The 19629-nt window shown below is 68.3% G+C and carries 17 protein-coding genes and 1 pseudogene; 4 read left to right on the plus strand and 14 right to left on the minus strand.

All coding sequences use genetic code 11. The features are described 5' to 3' along the window. Positions 1 to 7 precede the first annotated feature (7 nt). The 5 genes from ACLJRM_RS37915 to ACLJRM_RS37935 form a co-directional block, all read right to left on the minus strand. Positions 8 to 1780, minus strand: a complete 1773-nt coding sequence (locus tag ACLJRM_RS37915; RefSeq protein WP_410665809.1) for an Hsp70 family protein — start codon at positions 1778 to 1780, stop codon at positions 8 to 10. 60 nt (positions 1781 to 1840) lie between these two features. Continuing rightward, positions 1841 to 2179 (minus strand): XRE family transcriptional regulator, encoded by a 339-nt coding sequence (locus ACLJRM_RS37920; RefSeq protein WP_410665810.1) that lies wholly within the window; start codon positions 2177 to 2179, stop codon positions 1841 to 1843. After that, a complete protein-coding gene (locus ACLJRM_RS37925; RefSeq protein ID WP_410665811.1) occupies positions 2176 to 2544 on the minus strand; it encodes a type II toxin-antitoxin system RelE/ParE family toxin in 369 nt (122 codons plus the stop codon). Before ACLJRM_RS37925 ends, ACLJRM_RS37920 begins: the two co-directional genes overlap by 4 nt. Before the next feature lie 360 nt (positions 2545 to 2904). Next, positions 2905 to 5463, minus strand: a complete 2559-nt coding sequence (locus tag ACLJRM_RS37930) for an ATP-dependent Clp protease ATP-binding subunit (RefSeq protein WP_101611060.1) — start codon at positions 5461 to 5463, stop codon at positions 2905 to 2907. A 435-nt stretch (positions 5464 to 5898) separates the two neighbouring features. Next, positions 5899 to 6480 carry a TIGR03086 family metal-binding protein gene (locus tag ACLJRM_RS37935; RefSeq protein WP_101611061.1) on the minus strand — a complete coding sequence of 194 codons (582 nt, stop codon included), beginning with the start codon at positions 6478 to 6480 and terminating at the stop codon, positions 5899 to 5901. Between the two features lie 78 nt (positions 6481 to 6558). On the opposite strand from ACLJRM_RS37935, the gene ACLJRM_RS37940 reads away from it, so the two are divergent. Beyond that, a complete protein-coding gene (locus ACLJRM_RS37940) occupies positions 6559 to 7404 on the plus strand; it encodes a helix-turn-helix domain-containing protein (RefSeq protein ID WP_101611062.1) in 846 nt (281 codons plus the stop codon). Positions 7405 to 7410: 6 nt separating this feature from the next. Here the strand turns inward: ACLJRM_RS37940 and ACLJRM_RS37945 are convergent, their stop codons facing one another. Both ACLJRM_RS37945 and lysS read right to left on the minus strand, forming a co-directional pair. Continuing rightward, a complete protein-coding gene (locus ACLJRM_RS37945) occupies positions 7411 to 7764 on the minus strand; it encodes a histone-like nucleoid-structuring protein Lsr2 (protein WP_005165380.1) in 354 nt (117 codons plus the stop codon). Positions 7765 to 7915: 151 nt separating this feature from the next. Beyond that, a complete protein-coding gene (lysS, locus tag ACLJRM_RS37950) occupies positions 7916 to 9427 on the minus strand; it encodes a lysine--tRNA ligase (RefSeq protein ID WP_101611063.1) in 1512 nt (503 codons plus the stop codon). Between the two features lie 99 nt (positions 9428 to 9526). On the opposite strand from lysS, the gene ACLJRM_RS37955 reads away from it, so the two are divergent. Beyond that, positions 9527 to 10300 carry a class I SAM-dependent methyltransferase gene (locus ACLJRM_RS37955; RefSeq protein WP_101611064.1) on the plus strand — a complete coding sequence of 258 codons (774 nt, stop codon included), beginning with the start codon at positions 9527 to 9529 and terminating at the stop codon, positions 10298 to 10300. Further along, positions 10297 to 11070: a class I SAM-dependent methyltransferase gene (locus tag ACLJRM_RS37960; protein ID WP_410665812.1), complete on the plus strand. Its 774-nt coding sequence runs from the start codon at positions 10297 to 10299 to the stop codon at positions 11068 to 11070. The genes ACLJRM_RS37955 and ACLJRM_RS37960 overlap by 4 nt, the downstream gene beginning before the upstream one ends. A 133-nt stretch (positions 11071 to 11203) precedes the next feature. Here ACLJRM_RS37960 and ACLJRM_RS37965 read toward each other — a convergent pair whose 3' ends face one another. The 7 genes and pseudogenes from ACLJRM_RS37965 to ACLJRM_RS37995 form a co-directional block, all read right to left on the minus strand. Continuing rightward, complete coding sequence (locus ACLJRM_RS37965; RefSeq protein WP_101611066.1) at positions 11204 to 11989, minus strand: type III pantothenate kinase; 786 nt, start codon at positions 11987 to 11989, stop codon at positions 11204 to 11206. Between the two features lie 4 nt (positions 11990 to 11993). Next, on the minus strand, positions 11994 to 12488 hold the full coding sequence (panD, locus tag ACLJRM_RS37970) for an aspartate 1-decarboxylase (protein WP_101611067.1): 495 nt from the start codon (positions 12486 to 12488) through the stop codon (positions 11994 to 11996). A gap of 12 nt (positions 12489 to 12500) precedes the next feature. After that, a complete protein-coding gene (panC, locus tag ACLJRM_RS37975; RefSeq protein WP_101611068.1) occupies positions 12501 to 13409 on the minus strand; it encodes a pantoate--beta-alanine ligase in 909 nt (302 codons plus the stop codon). Continuing rightward, positions 13406 to 14341 (minus strand): annotated as a pseudogene (locus tag ACLJRM_RS37980) (Rossmann-like and DUF2520 domain-containing protein); the annotation flags it as partial. The gene panC and the pseudogene ACLJRM_RS37980, both read right to left, overlap by 4 nt. A 135-nt stretch (positions 14342 to 14476) precedes the next feature. Further along, positions 14477 to 15646, minus strand: a complete 1170-nt coding sequence (locus ACLJRM_RS37985) for a PrsW family intramembrane metalloprotease (protein ID WP_101611070.1) — start codon at positions 15644 to 15646, stop codon at positions 14477 to 14479. A 207-nt stretch (positions 15647 to 15853) separates the two neighbouring features. Further along, entirely contained in the window at positions 15854 to 17890 is a 2037-nt protein-coding gene (locus tag ACLJRM_RS37990; protein ID WP_410665813.1) for a DUF6779 domain-containing protein, read from the minus strand. A gap of 69 nt (positions 17891 to 17959) precedes the next feature. Then, positions 17960 to 18421 carry a DUF3180 domain-containing protein gene (locus ACLJRM_RS37995; RefSeq protein ID WP_101611072.1) on the minus strand — a complete coding sequence of 154 codons (462 nt, stop codon included), beginning with the start codon at positions 18419 to 18421 and terminating at the stop codon, positions 17960 to 17962. A gap of 60 nt (positions 18422 to 18481) precedes the next feature. On the opposite strand from ACLJRM_RS37995, the gene ACLJRM_RS38000 reads away from it, so the two are divergent. Then, positions 18482 to 19423, plus strand: coding sequence for a MerR family transcriptional regulator (locus ACLJRM_RS38000; RefSeq protein WP_101613564.1), 942 nt, complete (start codon positions 18482 to 18484; stop codon positions 19421 to 19423). The last annotated feature ends 206 nt before the right edge of the window (positions 19424 to 19629 follow it).

Here is a 19629-nt window from a genome sequence, read left to right on the forward strand (position 1 = left end):
ACCTAAATCAGGGTTTGAGCTGCGCGGTGAAGAAGTCGACCATCTCCTGGGTCGTCCGCGCCGTACCGTCGCGACGGGTCGAGACGAGCATCGCGCTCAACGGCGCGTCCTCGGTCCCGAAGAGCACGATGCCGCTTCGCTTGCCCACGCCCGCCAGGTAGCGCCCGCGCAGGCCGTCGGTCGCCCAGGTGCCCTCGACGGGCTTGCCCTTGGTCATCTGCCGCCGGGCGTCGTCCTCCAGGCCGGTCATCGCGACGCCCTGGTAGTAGTTGATCGCGTTCGACACCTCGTCGTTCTTGAACACGCAGGTGACCGCGGAAGCCGCCCCCATCGCGGCGGCCGCGTCCGGGGCGTCCCGGCACTCGTCCCGCTGCGGGATGACGGCGGCGATCCGGCGGAGGCAGTCCGTGAATCCCTGCGCGTCCTTCACTCCCGGCTGATCGCAAGCCGGCTTCGGTGCTGGAGCCGGAGCGGCGACCGGTTCGTCCTTACCGCCGCTGAGCAGGACGATCGTCGTCACGATCGCCGCGAGGGCGAGCACGATGACGCCGTACGTCGTGGGCTTCTGCCAGCTCCGGCCCGGCGGAGGCGGGGGCGGCGTCCAGCGCGGAGGCTGCGGACGCCGAGGTGGCTGCTGCTGAACCGGCTGCTGGACGGGTGGCTGCCGCACCGGCGGCGCGACCGGCGCGAACGCGGGCACGGTCAGCTGCGAATCCTCGCCGCCCGCGGGCACGTGGTGCAGCCCGAACGCGACCGCCGTCTCCGGCTGGTCCTGCGTCGTCGGCGTGATCCTGAGCTGGTTCGCCAGCAGGCTCGCCAGCAACGGCATCCGGCTCGGCCCGCCGACGAGGTAGACCCCGCCGAGATGGGCCGGGCCGAGTCCGGCGCGGTGGATGGTGGCGGCCAGCAGCTCGGCACTGCGCAGGAAACTCGGCCGGACGAGCGCCTCGAGCTCCATCCGCGACACCCGCACGTCGCCGAACGGCTCGGGCATCGGGATCTCGGTCTGCTGATGCCGGGACAGGCTTTCCTTGGCGTCACGGACATCCTGCAGCAACGAACGGCGCGTCCGGCGGTCGCTGACCGCCTGCGGGCGCAGGATTCGCTGCCACTGCGCGGGATCGGAATGCGAAACCTCGCGGCCGATGTGCACCAGCAGCGCTTGGTCGATGTCCAGACTGCCGAGATCGGGCAGGCCGTCCTCGGCCAGCACTGCGAACCCGTGGGCGCTGACACCGACGACGGCGCAGTCGAAAGTGCCAGCCCCGAGGTCGTACACCGCGATCGGACCCGGCGGCCGGTGACCGTGGTTCAGGGAGGCGTAGTGCGCCGCGGCGGCGACCGGCTCGGGGATGAGCAGCGTCGTGCCGAAACCGGCCTTGAGCGCGGCGTCGCGGAGGACCTGCTTGCGATCGGGACCCCAGCCCGCGGGATGGGAGATGCGCACCTGCGCGGGCGGGCGCTGGAGCAGCAGCTCCGCCTCCTCGCCGACGCGGCGCAGGACCGCGGCGAAGGCGTCCGCGATGGGCAGCGTGACATCACCGAGCTGGAGGGCGCCCTCGTCGATGCGCCGCTTCGGATTCGCTTCGAACCGGCTCGGATCCAGTCTGGCCCGGCGTTCGGCGTCGCGGCCGACGAAGACGGTTCCGTCCTTGTCGACGTAGATCGCGGACGACATCGTCACCGACCCGTCGATCTCGACGACCTGCGTCCCCCTGCCGTGGATCGAGAGCACCCCGACCGTGCTGGAGGTACCGAAATCGATCGCCAGAACGTCCACCTGACCCCCTCCCGGACCCGAGGGCATCGTCTCACGCGGAGATCGCGCGGCCGGGAGCGGTCAGACGGCGGTGGAGATGGTCACGTCATGATCGTCGAAATCGGCGACCACTCGCATGCGGCCGCCCAAGGCGACGATGTACCTGCGGAGGGTGTCCAATTCCATCTGGCTCGGATCGCCCTGCTCGAGCTGGCTGATCCGCGGCTGGCTCACTCCCATTCGCTTGGCGACCTCGGCCTGACTCAGCCCGACGTCCTCGCGAAGTTTCGACAGCCGAAAGCCGAGAATATAAGCCTGCGTGGCTTCCTTCGCCTCGACCCGAGCGGCTTCGACATCTCGGCCTGCCTCGCGATCAGCAGCGAGCTTTTCGGCCTTGACCTCTTTCCAGGACCGACTCATTTCAGCTCCTCCATCGCGTCCAGATGCCGCCGGTATCGCTCCTCCGCGATCGGGATGTTGACGTCGTACCACCGTTTCCAGTTCCCGGCTTTGTCACCGGCCACCAGGAGCACGGCTTTCCGCGCCGGATCGAAGACGAACAAGATCCTGATCTCGGTACGCCCGGCCGACGCCGGACGCAGCTCTTTCAAGTTGTGTCTCCGCGAACCGCTGATCCGGTCGACCAACGGCCGACCGAGCTGCGGCCCCTCACTCGCCAGCATGTCGATCGCCTCCTCGACGCGATCGGCCGAACCCGGATCTTCCCGGCACAGCGCTCCGAACCAGCGATCCACTTCGTCGTGAAGTTCGATCTCCCACTTCATCAGGCGACCATAATGTAGACCTTATATCGATTGGTGCGCCAAGACCAGGGTTCCCACGAAAGCGCGCTTTCCGTCGCCGGACACCAACGGGTGGTTCACGAGGTATCGGTCCAGGTGGTCGCGAGTGGCGATTCGGGTTAGATCGGGCCAGCATTCGCCTGACTACGCCTGACCAGCGTGAACGTGACGTGGCAGGGGCGGCACCGTCGAGCGTGAAGGAATCGGGACGTTGAGTGTCCCAATTCGTTCATCGTCGAGGAGTGCTCCGGTCTCGAAGCTCCGGCACTCTGGTCGCCCCCCCCGCACGCGAAAGTGCCCGCCGCGGCAAACCCGCGACGGGCACTTCCGGACCACCGAGACTTACTCCGCCTCGGCTTCACCGTTCTCTTCGCTCGTACCGGCACCGATGCTGACCGGCGGGGCGTCCGGGACCGACGAGGGACGTGCTTCGCCACGGAAGACGAAGTGCGCCTTGTCGTCCTTCTCGCCCTCTTCGTCGTTCCAGCCCTCGACGTCGACCAGGATGATCTGGCCCGCCTGGACCTCGCCGAACAGGATCTTCTCCGACAGCTGGTCCTCGATCTCGCGCTGGATCGTGCGACGCAGCGGCCGCGCGCCCAGCACCGGGTCGAAGCCTCGCTTGGCGAGCAGCGCCTTGGCCTTGGGCGTGAGCTCGAGCTCCATGTCCTTGGCCTTGAGCTGCTTCTCGACCCGGGCGATCATCAGATCGACCATCTGGATGATCTGGTCCTTGGTCAGCTGGTGGAAGACGATGATGTCGTCGATCCGGTTCAGGAACTCGGGCCGGAAATGCTTCTTCATTTCCTCGTTGACCTTTTGCTTCATCTTCTCGTACCGGTTCGCGGTGTCCCCGCCCTGGGAGAAACCGAGCGAGACGGACTTGGAGATGTCCGAGGTACCCAGGTTCGAGGTGAAGATGAGCACGGTGTTCTTGAAGTCGACCGTACGACCCTGACCGTCGGTGAGACGGCCGTCTTCGAGGACCTGCAGGAGCGTGTTGTAGATCTCCTGGTGGGCCTTCTCGATCTCGTCGAACAGCACCACCGAGAACGGCTTGCGCCGCACCTTCTCGGTCAGCTGACCGCCCTCTTCGTAGCCGACGTAGCCCGGAGGGGCACCGAAGAGCCGCGAAGCGGTGTAGCGGTCGTGGAACTCACCCATGTCGATCTGGATGAGCGCGTCGTCCTCGCCGAAGAGGAACGCCGCCAGCGCCTTGGACAGCTCGGTCTTACCGACACCGGACGGGCCGGCGAAGATGAACGAGCCGGAGGGGCGCTTCGGGTCCTTCAGACCGGCGCGGGTACGGCGGATCGCCTGGGAGACGGCCTTGACCGCGTCCTCCTGGCCGATGATCCGCTTGTGCAGCTCGTCCTCCATGCGGAGCAGACGCGTGGTCTCCTCCTCGGTGAGCTTGAACACCGGGATGCCGGTCCAGTTGGCGAGGACCTCGGCGATCTGCTCCTCGTCGACCTCGGCGACGACGTCGAGGTCGCCGTCCTTCCACTGCTTCTCCCGCTCACCCTTCTGGCCGAGGAGGGTCTTCTCCTCGTCACGGAGGCGGGCGGCGCGCTCGAAGTCCTGCGCGTCTATCGCGGACTCCTTGTCCCTGCGCACGTCGGCGATCTTCTCGTCGAACTCGCGCAGGTCCGGCGGCGCGGTCATCCGGCGGATGCGCATCCGGGCGCCGGCCTCGTCGATCAGGTCGATCGCCTTGTCCGGCAGGAACCGGTCGTTGATGTAGCGGTCCGCCAGGGTGGCGGCCTGCACCAGCGCGCCGTCGGTGATCGAGACGCGGTGGTGCGCCTCGTACCGGTCGCGCAGACCCTTGAGGATCTCGATCGTGTGCTCGAGCGACGGCTCGCCGACCTGGATCGGCTGGAAGCGTCGTTCCAGCGCGGCGTCCTTCTCGATGTACTTGCGGTACTCCTCGAGCGTGGTCGCGCCGATCGTCTGCAGCTCGCCACGGGCCAGCATCGGCTTCAGGATCGACGCGGCGTCGATCGCGCCCTCGGCGGCACCCGCGCCGACGAGCGTGTGCAGCTCGTCGATGAACAGGATGATGTCGCCGCGGGTCTTGATCTCCTTGAGCACCTTCTTGAGGCGCTCTTCGAAGTCACCGCGGTACCGGGAACCGGCGACCAGGGAGCCGAGGTCGAGGGTGTAGAGCTGCTTGTCCTTCAGCGTCTCGGGCACCTCGCCCTTGACGATGTTCTGCGCGAGCCCCTCGACGACGGCGGTCTTGCCGACGCCGGGCTCACCGATCAGGACCGGGTTGTTCTTGGTGCGCCGCGACAGCACCTGCATGACCCGCTCGATTTCCTTGCCACGGCCGATGACCGGGTCGAGCTTGCCTTCGCGGGCCTGGACGGTCAGGTTGCGGCCGAACTGGTCGAGCACCAGCGACGACGACGGGGTGCCTTCACCGCGTCCGGAGCCGGTCTCGGTCGACTCCTTGCCACCCTGGTAGCCCGACAGCAGCTGCAGGACCTGCTGACGCACCCGGTTGAGGTCCGCGCCGAGCTTGACGAGCACCTGTGCGGCGACGCCTTCTCCTTCGCGGATCAGCCCGAGCAGGATGTGCTCGGTGCCGATGTAGTTGTGGCCGAGCTGCAGCGCTTCGCGCAGCGACAGCTCAAGCACCTTCTTGGCCCGCGGGGTGAAGGGGATGTGCCCGCTCGGGGCCTGCTGCCCCTGGCCGATGATCTCCTCGACCTGCTGGCGGACGCCCTCCAGCGCGATGCCCAGCGATTCCAGCGCCTTGGCGGCGACACCTTCACCCTCGTGGATCAGACCCAGGAGGATGTGCTCGGTGCCGATGTAGTTGTGGTTGAGCATCCTGGCCTCTTCTTGGGCCAGGACGACCACCCGCCTCGCGCGGTCGGTGAACCTCTCAAACATGTGCACTCCCTCGACTGCTGCGACGGCGGCCCGTTTCCATCGTGCTTTCACCGCGATGGATTCAGCACCGTGAGACCACTCTAGTAGCCATGCGGTCGCGCTGGCGTACCACTACGGCTGATTGCGGCCCGTTCGCGCCCGTGCCGTTCTCCGGCCGTGCGCTGTTTCATCTTCCGGTTGCCCTGCACCTTTACGTCAAGCCCAACGTGCGAACGGCCGTCCGGATTCCGTCGGATGCGCGTTGTCCGCTGAGCGCGAACACAACGCGCGGGCAGAGACTGCCCAGAGGGTGGACACCCGTCCGGAGTAGTCACGGACCGTGTGTAAGGTTAGGCATACCTAATGACAGCCGGGCTCGCCGGCACCCCGGCGGCCGAGGGCGCCGGGGTGCCGGGGTCGCGGACGCCGCGAGTGGACGAGAAACCGCGGAACGGGTCAGGAACGCCAGTCCGGATTCCTTCCAGTGGCGCCCAAGGCGCGCTCGAAAGTCGTTGCGCCGTCTGCAACGACGACTTCTTCGCCGTACACCTTCATCGCCCGGGCCTGATCACCCATCGCCGAGGCGGACGTGAACACGGCCTCGGCCGCTTCGGGCGCGACGTCGACGGTGCGACCGGTCGCGCGGGCCAGATCCCAGCCGTGGAGGACGAACTCGCCGAGCACCATGTCGCCGATGATCGAGGCGGGCATCTCCGCCGTGCCGAGCGCCGTCATGCCCTGCCACGCTTCGGGCGCCCCGAAGACGTCCACGAGCCGTGCGGCCTGCTTCTCGACGGCGTCGAGCCAATCGGCGCCGACGAGACCTGCCTCCGCCTCGCCCGTGGCCACCTCGGGCGGCGGCGTCTTGCGCCCGGCGGCTTCGAGCCAAGGGCCCCAGTAGAGAAGGTGGTTCAGCAGCGCGCGGACGTCGTAATCGGCGCACGGGGTGCGGGCGGCGAGTTCGGTCTCGCCGATCCCGCGCAGGATTCCGGCGAATTCCGCGGCGGCGGGGGCGATCAGGGCAGCGTGTTCGGACATGGGGGCATGAGTTCACGGGAAGGGTTGCGCCGTCTTGAAGAAACACGACAGGTTTCAGGACAGGGCTAAGTTGAACCGGTGAGTGGGCACCGGATCCCCGCGGGGATCGTCAACGCGCGGGAGGCGAGCGCGAAGTTCGGCCTCGTGCGGCATCGGCCGTCGCCGGAACTGAGGCCGTTCGTCGATCATCACTGGGTGCTGCGCTGGGATCTGAGCGGCCGTCCGGCCCACGAACAAGTGGTACTGCCCAATCTCGCGGTCAACGTCACCTTCTTCCGCGACGCGGCGGGCGCGTCCGGGCCCGGGAAACGGCCTTTCCGCTACCTCGTCGAGGGCAAGGACCACGGTATCGGCGTTCGATTCAGGCCCGGGGCTTTCCGGGCATTCCTCACCGGGCCGGTCACGATGATCTCCGGCCGTTCCGTTCCACTCACCGATCTCTTCCCGGAAGCCGCGGGAGTGACGGAATCGGTACGCAATGCGACGGACGACTTCGAAATGGTCCGCCGATGCGAGGAACTGCTCCTCGCGAAACACCCCGTGCTCACCGCCGCGGCCAGGACGGCCATCGAAGCGGTGGAAACAATCGCGGCCGAACCGGCCATTACCAGGGTCGGGGAGCTGTCAAGCCGAACAGGCCTGTCTCAGCGAAGTCTGCAACGCCTGTTCGCCGAACATGTCGGCACCGCCCCCAAATGGGCGATTCAGGTATACCGGTTGAACGAAGCGGCGGCACGGATCGCGGCCGAGGAACGACCGGACTACGCGGAACTGGCGACGGCACTGGGCTATAGCGACCAAGCGCACTTCATCCGGGATTTCCGCTCCGTGACCGGATGGGCGCCCACCGAGTACGCCCGCTTGAACCGTGTACAAGAACAAGAAAGCCGCCGGGAAAGGTTTCCCGGCGGCTCGAAGGTCTGAAAGACCTCAGTTCTTCTTGTGGTAGGCCTCCACGACCTCGGACGGGATACGTCCACGGTCGGAAACCTGGAAGCCGTTCTTGCGGGCCCAGGCGCGAATGGCCTGGTTCTGCTCGCGGTCCACGGTCGCGGGGCGGGCGGCGGCCTTCACGCCTGCGACCGGACGAATGGCGGTGCGCTTACGGCCACCCGCGCGGCGGGCGTGCTCCACATACTGGGCCAACGCGTCACGAAGCTCTTCCGCGTTTTCCGCGGAAAGGTCGATCTGGTAGCTGACACCGTCCAAACCGAACTCGACGGTCTCTTCCGCCTCAGTGCCGTCGAGGTCGTCGACGAGCGAGACGAGCACCTTCTGTGCCATCTGTTTCCTCCTGCTGGGGGCTTACACGAATGATCTGGTACGGGGCATGCCCCGGACAGAAGACTTTGTCTAGCGACATTAATACCCGCTACCGAGACATAACGCAAATCTTGTTTACGAGAACGATCGAGGTATCTGTCACGCGGACGGGTTATTCAGGTCGGACGAGCGGGAACAGGATGGTCTCCCGGATACCAAGGCCGGTCAGCGCCATCAGCAACCGGTCGATCCCCATTCCGACACCACCGCTCGGCGGCATTCCGTACTCCAGCGCACGGAGGAAATCCTCATCCAGGTTCATGGCCTCACTATCGCCCTGCGCACCCAGCCGAGCCTGTTCCACCAGACGCTGACGCTCTACCACGGGATCCACCAGCTCGGAGTATCCGGTGGCCAGTTCGAATCCGCGTACGTACAGATCCCACTTCTCGGCCACCCCCGGCTTGCTGCGGTGTTGCCTGGTCAGCGGGGATGTCTCGACCGGAAAATCACGGACAAAAGTAGGTTCGTGGAGATGATCGCCGACGAGGTGTTCCCAAAGTTCTTCGATGAGTTTGCCGTGCCCTAACTTTGGGTCGAGCTCCAGCTCTCGCCCTTCGGCATAGGAACGCAGCTTGTCCGCCGATGTCTCGGGAGTGACCTCTTCCGACAACGCCTCGGACAACGACTCGTACATTCCGAGTGTGGTCCACTCGCCGGACAGGTCGTACTCCGAACCGTCGACGAGAGTGACCACCTGAGTACCGAGAACGTTCTGCGCCGCCTCCTGGATGAGCTGACGCGTCATCACCGCGTTGGAGTCGTAGGTCGCATACGCTTCGTAGTACTCGAGCATGGCGAACTCGGGCGAGTGGGACGAGTCGCTGCCTTCGTTCCGGAAGTTCCGGTTGATCTCGAAGACCTTCTCGATACCGCCGACCACGCAACGCTTGAGGTACAGCTCAGGCGCGATCCTCAGGTACAGATCGAGGTCGAAGGCATTCGAATGCGTGACGAATGGCCGTGCCGCCGCGCCGCCGTGGAGCGTCTGCAGCATCGGGGTCTCGACCTCGAGGAATCCCCGGCCGTGAAACGAGTCACGCAGGGAACGCAGCACACCGGCACGGGTACGGACCACGTCCCGGGCCTTGGGACGCACGATCAGATCGACATAACGCTGCCGGATCCGCGTTTCCTCGGCGAGGTCTTTGTACATCACCGGCAACGGGCGCAATGCTTTCGACGTGATCCGCCAAGAGTCGGCCATCACGGAAAGCTCACCGCGCTTGGAGGTGATGACCTCGCCCTCGACGAATACGTGATCACCGAGATCGACATCGGACTTCCACGCCGCGAGCGCGCCTTCACCCACCTTCGCGAGGCTGATCATCGCCTGCAACTCGGTGCCGTCGCCTTCACGGAGACTCGCGAAACACAGTTTGCCGGTATTGCGCATGAACATGACCCGGCCGGTGATGCCCACGATGTCGCCCGTGGCGGTGTCGACCGGAAGGCCGGAATGCTTCGCTCGCACTTCGGCCAGTGAGTGCGTCCGGGGAACCTCGACCGGATACGGATCGATACCCTCCGCGATTATCCGGTCGCGCTTGTCCCGGCGCACCCGCATCTGTTCCGGCAGGTCTTCGTCGGGGCCAGCGCCCTCGGATGCGGGGATTTCAGTCATGGCGCACAGCGTACGAACCCGCTCCTTCCCTACGCCAACCGGATTACCTTTTCCGGCACTCGGGACCGGCCGGTTTTCTCTCCATTAACCTCCGGTCGCGTGAACGCATCCACTCCTGGCATCGAACCGGAACTGCACGCACGCCGCGCCGCCTCGTTCGGCGCCAAGGCCGCCGCCTATGCCGCACATCGGCCGGACTATCCGGAAAAGGCACTGGCCTGGGGGCTGGCGGGTGCCGAGGAAAGGCCGGCGGAGGTCCTCGATCTCGCCGCGGGTACCGGCAAGGTCAGCGAAGGGCTCCTCGCGCTGGGTGTCACGGTCACCGCGGTCGAACCGGACGCCAAGATGCTCGAAGAGCTCACCAAGACCTTCCCTTCCGTGACCCCGCTCATCGGGACGGCCGAGCGGATCCCGCTGCCGGACGCCTCCGTGGACGCCGTGGTCGCGGGCCAGGCCTTCCACTGGTTCGACCTCGACCGGGCCTATCCGGAGATGGCCAGGGTGCTGAAGCCGGGCGGGATCGTCGCCGCGCTGTGGAACCACGACGACGAGTCGACGGGCTGGCTGGCGGAGCTCAACACGCTGATCAAGACCTCGGCGAGCAGGCGCTGGCTGAGCGACTACGAATCGCTTCCGGAACACGAGGCCTTCGAGCCGTTCGAGAAGAAGACTTTCGGTCACAAACAACCCAGGACGGCCGAAACCCTGGTGGCGACTCTCGCCACCCATTCGCACATGCTGGTGGCGGAGACGGAGGAACGCGAAGCCAAACTTCGCACGGCACGGGAATTCCTCGACCGGAACCCGGAAACCGCCTCGGGGGAATTCGACCTGCCGATCACCACCACCGTCTTCCGGGCGCGCCGCCGGTGAACGCCGACTGGAAGGCCACGTTCACCGCGACGTTCGGCGCGCCGGCCTCCGCGGTGTCCGCGCGGATCTGGACCGAGGTGTACGGCGACGAGTACCCCGCCGAGCTCGACACCTACAGCTTCGTCACCCGCACCGACCTGCACCGCATTGCGGAGGAAGCCCGGCTGAAGCCGGGCGGGCGGCTGGCCGACCTCGGCTGCGGACGCGGCGGGCCGGGCCTGTGGGTCGCCGCCCGCACCTACGCGACGCTCACCGGCATCGACATCGCGGAGACGGCACTGGCTTCGGCGCGGCGTCGCGCCGAGGCTCTGCCCCTCTCGGACGTCGAAGCGACCGATTTCCGGGTCGGCACCTTCGCGGACACCGGTCTGGACGACGCGTCGTCCGAGGCGGTGATGAGCGTCGACGCGTTGCTGTTCGCGCCCGACAAGGCACTCGCCTGCGCGGAGTTCGCGCGGATCCTCGTGCCGGGCGGGCGGCTGGTCGTCACGACCTGGGACTTCGACGGACAGCCCCAGAACCGGCCGCCGCAGGTCGCCGACCACCGGCCGCTGCTGGAATCGGCCGGATTCGACGTTCTCTCCTACGAAGAGACGCCGGACTGGCGGGCGCGGCAGCAGCGGACCATGGAACTGTCGCTGGAGCGTGTGGAGGACCTGGCTGCGGAGTCGGGCGAGGATCCGTCCAGGCTGCGCGCGAGCCTCGAGCAGGCGCTGCGGAACCAGGACCTGATGACGCGGCGGGTACTCATGGTCGCTTCACGCCGCTAACACCCCGCCGCTCCCCTCTCCTCCGCCTCCGTCTCCGTGCCGCGCGTGCAATGAAAGGCCCGTTACTTGCAAATTTTGCAAGTAACGGGCCTTTCATTGCACGCCGCGCCCCAGGGAAACCGCATTTAGAGGACTAAACGCGGGAGTGGTGGTTGCGCTCGTAGACCAGCCGCAGGCCCAGCAGCGTCAGATCCGGCGCGTGCTCGGTGATCGTCTCCGACTCCTCCAGCACCAGGGGCGCGAGGCCGCCGGTCGCGATCACCGCGACCGGATCCGTCCCGCCCGGCGAAAGCTCGCGTTTGATCCGCTTCACCAGGCCGTCGACCTGGCCCGCGAAGCCGTAGAGGATGCCGGACTGCAGGCATTCCACGGTGTTCTTCCCGATCACCGACCGCGGCGGCACCAGCTCGACCTTGCGCAGCGCCGCGGCCCGCGCGGCCAGCGCGTCGACCGAGATCTCGATACCGGGCGCGAACGCGCCGCCGAGGAACTCGCCCTTCGCGGAGATGGCGTCCACATTGGTCGAAGTCCCGAAATCCACCACCACACAGGCGGTGGTGGGGTGCAGATGGTGCGCGGCCAGGGTGTTCACCAGCCTGTCCGCGCCCACCTCCTTGGGGTTGTCGACCAGGAGCGGCACCCCGGTGCGCACTCCCGGCTCGATGACGATCTTCGGCAACCGCCCGTAATACCGCGTGAGCATGACGCGCAGCTCCCGCAGGACGGCGGGCACCGTGGACAGCGCGCTGATCCCGGTGATCGCGTCCGCGTGCGGGCCGAGGAGCCCGCGCATGGTGAGCGCGAGCTCGTCGGCGGTGATCCGCGCGTCGGTGCGCATGCGCCAGTCACCCACCAGCTGTTGCCCGTTGTAGAGACCGAGCACGATGTTGGTGTTGCCGACGTCGACCGTGAGCAGCAAGGGCTCAGCTTTCGGCGTGCAGCAGCGCGTCGAGACGGCGGGCGTCGGCGGTTTCGGCGACCGGGAAGGTCATCGTGTCGTCGTCGGCCAGTGTCACGGTGCCGCTCATCAGCCCGGAGCCCTCCGGCGCGTGCCCCGGGTTGCCGCCCTTTTCGACGATCCGGTTGTCCGCGTCGACGAAGACGACCCGCGGCCGGAACGAGGCCGCTTCGGCGTTCTCCATCTGCGCGTACGAAATCAGGATCACCAGATCGCCGGGGTGCACCAGATGCGCGGCGGCGCCGTTGATGCCGAGCACCCCGCTGCCGCGTTCGCCCGCGATCACGTACGTCTCGAGGCGCGCGCCGTTGGTGACGTCCACAATGGACACCTGTTCGCCCGGCAGCAGATCCGCCGCGTCCATCAGATCTTCGTCGACCGTCACCGAACCGACGTAGTGCAGATCCGCCTGGGTCACCGTGGCCCGGTGGATCTTCGATTTCAGCATCGTGCGGTACATCGTGGACTCTCCCTATTCCCCTGCGTCCAGCGCGTGCCGGGGATGGTCCGCGGCAGCGCCGAGCACCACACCCACGTTGTCGATCAGCCGGGTACTCCCCACCCTGGCCGCGATCAGCAACCGCGCTTCACCGTCGACGGGCGCGGGCCCGAGGTCGGTTCCCCTCAACTCCAGATAGTCGATCTCGACCGCGGGCCGCGCGGCGAGGGTCTTCCTGGCGGTCGCCAGCACGGCGTCCGCGCCGTCGCGCCCGACGAAGGCACCCGCGGTGAGTGCCGCCGACAACACGATCGCGTCCTCACGCTGTTCAGGAGTCAGGTAGACGTTGCGCGAGGACAACGCCAGCCCGTCGCGTTCCCTGACCGTCGGCACCCCGATGACCCGGGTTTCGATGTTCAGGTCACGCACCATCTTCTTGATCAGCACCAGCTGCTGGTAGTCCTTCTCCCCGAAGAAGGCGTAGTCCGGCCGCACGATGTTGAACAGTTTCGCCACCACGGTGAGCACGCCGGCGAAATGCCCCGGCCGCACCGCTCCTTCGAGCTCGTCGCCGAGCGGGCCGGGGTGCACCGTGACGGTGGCCCCGTCGGGGTACAGATCCGACGCCTTGGGCAGGAAGCCCAGTTCGACGCCGTCCTCCTTCAGCACCTCGAGATCCTTGTCCAGCGGACGCGGGTACGCCTCGAAGTCCTCGCCCTCCCCGAACTGCAGGGGGTTCACGAAGATCGACGTCGCGACGACCGTGTTCGGCAGCCGCTTCGCCCGGCGGATCAGCTCGCGGTGCCCCGCGTGCAGGGCGCCCATGGTGGGCACCAGCGCGACCTTGCGGCCGACCCCGTGCAGGGCACGCGTCACCTGGCTCACCTGCTCCGGCGGCTGGAAGGTGTGCAGCGTGCCTCGGGCGAATTTGGGTGTGGTCACTGGTTTTGCTGCCCTTCGGCGGGGTCTGCGGGATCTGCGGGATCACTGAGGAGTTCGGTGAGTTCGGCGGCGGCCGAGGGGTCCAGGAGCCCGGCGGCGTCGCCGCGTGCCAGCGTGCGCTTGGCCAGCGCGCGATAGCTCGGGGCGATGTCGGGGCCACGTTCGGCCAGCACCGCGAGGTGCTTACGCACGGTGCCGAGATCACCACGGGCCACCGGCCCGGTCAGTGCCCGGTCCCCGTGTCGCAGAACATTATCCAACGCCGCCGACAGCAACGGAGCCACCAGGCGTTCGGGCTGGCCGATTCCCGCTTCCCGCAACAATTCCGCGCAGTCGGCGACCAGGGTCATCAGGTGGTTCGCGCCATGCGCCAACGCCGCGTGATAGAGCGCTCGCGCCTCGTCAGGGACCCGGACGGGCTCCGCGCCCATCTCCACGGTCAGCGCCTCGCCGACGTTCCACGCCGCTTCGTCACCCTCTGTGGCGGTGACGCCGACGCTGCAGGTGGCCAGTCTGTCGAGGTCCTCCGTGCGGCCGGTGAAGGTCATCACGGGGTGCAGGGCCAGCGGCAGCGCGCCCGCCTCGGCGGCGGGCGCGAGGACGTCGATGCCGTGCGACCCGGAGGTGTGCACGACGATCTGACCCGGTCGCAGGGAACCGGTCGCGACGAAACCGCGCACCATCCCGGCGAGCGCGTCGTCCGGCAGGGCAAGCAGGACCAGATCGGCGCGGCGGGCGACCTCGTCGGGCGGCAGGAGGGGCACGTCGGGGAGCAGTTGCTCCGCCCGGCGTACCGAAGCGTTGGAAAGGCCCGAAGCGGCGACGACCGTGTGCCCGGCCCTCGCGAGTGCGGCGCCGACGACACTGCCTACCCGGCCGGCGGAAACGACGCCCACGGCCAAGCGAGCGGGCCTCATCATGGCGTGCGCCTGTGGACGCTCATGGTCGAAAACTCCTCAATTCGTTCCAGTCCCGCTCTGTGGTCGCGGGTACCGGACGACGGCGCGAGGGTAACCCTCGGGCGCGCGTCCGAACCGGTCCTCGTGACCAGCTTCACCTGATACGGGTCACCCGCGCGGAGCACCGTCCGCCAGCCGCACGGCGTCGGCGCGCGACGTCTTGAGCACCTGCAGCAGTTCACGCTGCCGCTGTTTGCCCTCGTCGGTGAGCTTCCTGCCGCGTCGCAGGAACGCCAGCTCGGTCACGCTGGCCTGATAGCGGCCTACGGCCTTCGCCGCGTCCCGTCCCGATTGCTTCCGCGCCTGTTTCCGCCAGGAGCGCCGCCCCGACAGGCTGGCCAGCAGCGTCACCTCGGACGGCGCGATCCAGCGCGCGTCGACCATCATCGGCAACGCGGCCGCGACGATCCGCTGCTCGCGGCGCCGCTGCATGACCACCACCGAGAAGACGCCGATGAACAACGGCACCATGATCAGGAAGTAGACGTTCAGGAAGGTCTTGGCCCCGCCGAGCAGCGCGGCGCCGTTCCACAGCGCGTGCAGCAGCACGGCGACGACGTAGCCGCCGATCGGCGCCAGGATCCGCAATGAGCGCACTTTGCTGCTCGCGGCGACGCCGAGCCCGATTCCGGTCATCACGGCGAACAGCGGATGCGTGAACGGCGAAAGCACGCCGCGGAGGAAGAACGCCGCGAGCACGCCGGCGCTGGTGCCGTCGCCGAAGCCGTGTTCGGCGAAGGCACGGCCGAAGTAATAGATGTTCTCGGTGAACGCGAACCCGGCCGCGGTGAACCCGGCGTAGACGATGCCGTCCACGACGCCGTCGAACTCGCTCGGGCGGCGCCACCACAGCAGCAGGATGAACGCGGCCTTCGCGGCCTCCTCGACCAGCGGTGCGGAGACCAGGCCACTGATCTTGCCGCCGCCGCCACTGCCGAGCAGCAGGTCACCGACAGCCTCGGCACCGCTGTTGAGCAGCAGCGCGATGATCGTCGCGACGCACGCGCCCCAGACGAAGGACAGCAGCAGGAGCTTCGGGGGTTCCGGTTCCCAGCGGTCGACCCACAGGAACGCGGTGACCACCACGCCGACCGGCACGAGGGCCGCGAGCACGCCGATCGTCACCGCGGGCAGGCCGACCTTCTCGGTCACCGTGCCGAAGACGAACAGCCCGCACAACGCGACGGCGATCAGCCCGAGCACCGGCAGCAGCACGGTGATCGACCGAGACCGGCGGGCCCGGTCGGGACCGGGCGCCGGGGAGGAAGGCTCGCTCACAGCGGGTCACCCTACCGTCGGTACGGGACAGGAGCGGGACGTGGAGCTGAAGTTCGAGACAGGACGGGCCACACGTGTGAACCCGCCCGGCCGAAGGCCCCGCCATCGCGGTGACAGGGCGCCCAGCCTCGAGAACGCGACCGAATCGACCCACCAGCGCCCTTCCGACGTCGATCGCGGTCGCGGGCTCACCTGGTCGGACGCGACTCAATCCTCCGCACGCCGCCTGCGCCGCGGAGTGGACTCGTTCGCGCCGTTGGCCGCGAGCAGGTCCATCACCGACCGGCCGGACGCGTGGGAGCCGGCGGCGGGGGTCTCCGGACGGCTGTGCGACGACCCGTTGCGGGACGGCGCCTCTTCCTCCGGCTTCGCCCGCCTGCCGCCGTGACGGCCGCCTGACGACTCCTGGCCCTGCCAAGCCGGGGGCTCGCCGTCCGGACGGCGGCGACGGCCGCCACCGGTGGGCTCCGGGACGTTGGGGGCCGGGGTGAGCGACACCGAGGAGTCCTCGGCCGCCCGGCGACGGCGTCCGCCGCTCCCGTTCTGCGTCATGCGGACCTCTTCGGGCAGCGTCGGGTTCACCGCGGGCGGCTCCTCGACGGGTGGGCTGTGCCGCGACGGCGCCTCGGCGGCCGGACGGCGCACCGGTTCGGGCTCCGGCGGCCGGACGGGCTCGGCACGGCGGGGAGGCTCGGACACGACCGGGATCGACAGCGGGGTCGGGGGCTCCGGATCACGACGAGGCTGAGGGCTGGACTGGGGCCGCGGCAGGGAGGCCGACTGCTGGGGCTTCGACGGCGGCGCGGGGCGCAGCCGGTCCTGGAAGTCGTCCTTCCGGGGGAACGCGGCGCTCAGGTCGGAGACCGGGCGCTCCTGCGTCCACGACGGCTTCCACTCGCCGGTGGCCTCCATCGGCTCCGGCGTGGCGGCGGGCTTGTTCGCGGGCGGCGGCGTGCCACCGGCCGGACGAGGCCGTTCGACCGGCTTCATCCCGGGCCGGGTCAGGCCGAGCTCGCGGTTCGGCCGGGGACGGTCCGGCTCGACCTTCTTGACCGGCTTCGCCTGAGCCGCGGGCTTCACCGGCGGCGTCTGCTTGCGGGTCTGCTCCTCCGGCCGTGGCGCGGGCGGGCGCTGCACGGTGCCGGCGTCGAGGCGCTGCTGCAGCGAAGGCTGCTGCGGACGGCGGGGCGGTTCGTTGCGCTGGGGCTCCGGGCGCTGCGGTTCCTGACGCGGCGGCTCCGGGCGCTGGGGCTGCCGGGCGACGGCGGGCATCGACGGCTGCGAGACCTCGGCGCGCGAGATCCCCGGCATGGACGGGCGGGACACCTCGGCCGGGGTCACCGGCGGCGGGGTCTTGCGCTTGGGGTCGACCCTCGGCATCGGCCGGGAGACCTCGGCGGGCGACATCCCGGGGTTGGACATTTCGAGCCGCTCGCGGCGGGCGGCTTCGGCGGCGAGCGCCTCGGCCGCCTTCGACGCGCGGGCGTCCGCCTTGCGCATGCTGCGGCGAGTCGACTCGTCGACCGGCTTCGGCCGCGGGACCTGATTGCTCTGGCCGTAGCCGTTGGTGCCGTTGACCTGGCCGTTCGCCGGTTTTCGCCGGGCGGCGGGCGGGGCACCGGCCCGCACCGACGCCGGTTCGAGGACGCGGTCGATCATCTCTGTCGGGCGTTCCCGCCCGTGTTCACGCTCGTCGACGTCGATCGTGGTGCTCTTGGCCGCCATGAGCTGGGGTTTGCCGTTGCCGTTCTCGGACCCCGCGCTCATCAGCTGCTTGTTGTCGAGGGACCGCATCCGGGTGGCCTGCGCGGTGAGCGCGACACGTTCGAGGAGGACCTCGCCACCGCCGAAGAGCGACTGGAGGCTCTCACGCAGGGCGGTGACCTCAGCCCTGAGCGCTTCGAGCTCCTCTTGGGAACGGCTGTCGGCGGCCTGCCGGGTCTCCGCTTCCATCTCCAGCTCGAACTCGCGGCGGGCGGCGATCTCGCGTTCCAGCTCCAGCTCGTAGACGGCCTGCGCCTCGGCGACGGCTTCTTCGCTCTGTGACACGTGCTTGCGCGAGCGGACCGCCAGGAACGCGCCGATCAAGGCGGCCCACAGCGCCGCGACGATTCCCAGCCGCAAGTAGCGGAGGTCGTCGGAAAGCACCAATGCGAGAGTCGCGCCGACGGCGAGAACCAAGCCGACGACAAGCCACGGCCTACCCGCAAGGCGGCCGCGCGAGTCGTCACCCACCCCGGTCATGCCCAACACCGTACCTTCTAGTAATCCGAACGAGACCTAGTCGGTACTTCGAGCGGTGGCTCTCGAGCGTTAACCGGTCGGCTCGGGATCGCGCTCCCGATCGCTGCCTTCGGGGGTCCGGCAGCAGTGTTCGAGCCACAAAGCCGCAGCTACCAGCGCCACCGAGCTGACGATCCCGACCGTCGCCGAGCGGAGGTCACCGCTCGCCGCGAGGAGTTCGTCACGTCGCGGAAAAAGATACGCGAAAGCCGCCAGCCAGACCCCCGTCATGACGGATCCGGCGAGTGACGACGCCTTGGCGAGAGCCACCGATCGGGCGACGGAGATCGCGGACAGCACCCGCCCTTCTTTGATCCGCGAACGGACGATGAAGGCGAGCACGGTCTCGCAGAGCGCGAGGACGAGCAGCGTGATCCCGGCGAAGAGCGGGAGCGCGGGGAAGGATCCGTAGGCGACCTGGAAGAGCAGATAGGCCAGGACCAAACCCAGGAGGCCGGCCACTGCCAGCTCACGTGGCCGGGTGAAGTGCATGGTCCAACGCTACCTGGGAGGCTTGACTCTCCACCAACTGGAGAGTCGACGATGAAGCACATGGGCACCGCAGCGGTTTTCACCATCGGGGAGCTGGCCAAACGGACCGGCCTGCCGGTGAAGACCATCCGCTTCTACTCCGACGAAGGGCTCCTTCCGCCGACCGACCGCACCGATTCCGGCTACCGCCTCTACGACGCCACCGCGATGGCGCGCCTGGAGCTGGTCCGGACGCTGCGGGAGCTCGGGCTGGGTCTCGCGGACGTGGAGCGGGCGCTGACCAGGGAAGCGACCATCGGGGACCTCGCGGTCCAGCACGTCGCCGCCCTGGACGAGCAGATCCGGCGGCTGGAGCTGCGCCGCGCGGTCCTGCGAGCGGTGGCCAAACGGGACTCACCACTGGAGGAGGTCGAACTGATGAACAAACTCGCGTCGATGTCGGACGAAGACCGCAAACGCTTGCTCGACGAGTTCTGGCAGGACATGGTCGAAGGGCTGGAGCTGGACCCGCAGTTCTACGAGCGGATGCGCTCGGCGAAACCGGAACTGCCCGACGACCCGACGCCCGAGCAACTGGAGGCGTGGATCGAGTTCGCCGAGCTCGTGCAGGACGACGAGTTCCGCGCGTCCATCCGCCGGATGAGCGAGTGGCACTCGAAGCTCCGGAAGCAGGACGGGGCGGACTTCGGCTCACAGCAGCAAGAACTGTGGATGGCCTGGAGCGCGAAGGCGTCCGAAGCGCTCGAAGCCGGCCTTGCGCCGGACTCGGCCGAGGGCCGGGAACTGGCGGAGACGATCTTCGCGGAGTCTTCGCGGAACGGGCGGGACGCGGCCGACCCGGCTTGGCGGAGGCGGCTGACCGACGGGATGGCGGTCAGCTCCGACCCGCGCGCCGAGCACTACTGGGTGCTGCTGGGGAGGATGAACGGCTGGCCGTCGTTCCCCTCGCAGATGCCGCAGGCCGAGTGGATCATCGCCGCGATGCGCTCCGCCCTGGGATAGCAAGGGACCTTTGCTATCGCGCCCGCCCCTCCCGCGTTTCGTCCTCTGGTGCGGTGGTTCGCACCACGCACTACCGCAACCAGTCCTCTAGATGCTGGGGGTGCTTGGGGGACTGAGCGCCGGGGGTGGCGGGTGAGGGGGCGGGCGGGGTGGTCGTGAGTGGCGATTCGGGTTCTAACCCGAATCGCCACTCACGACCACGGTGA

The sequence above is a fragment of the Amycolatopsis sp. lyj-84 genome, from assembly GCF_046549075.1.
In the GTDB taxonomy this organism is placed as follows: Bacteria; Actinomycetota; Actinomycetes; order Mycobacteriales; family Pseudonocardiaceae; genus Amycolatopsis.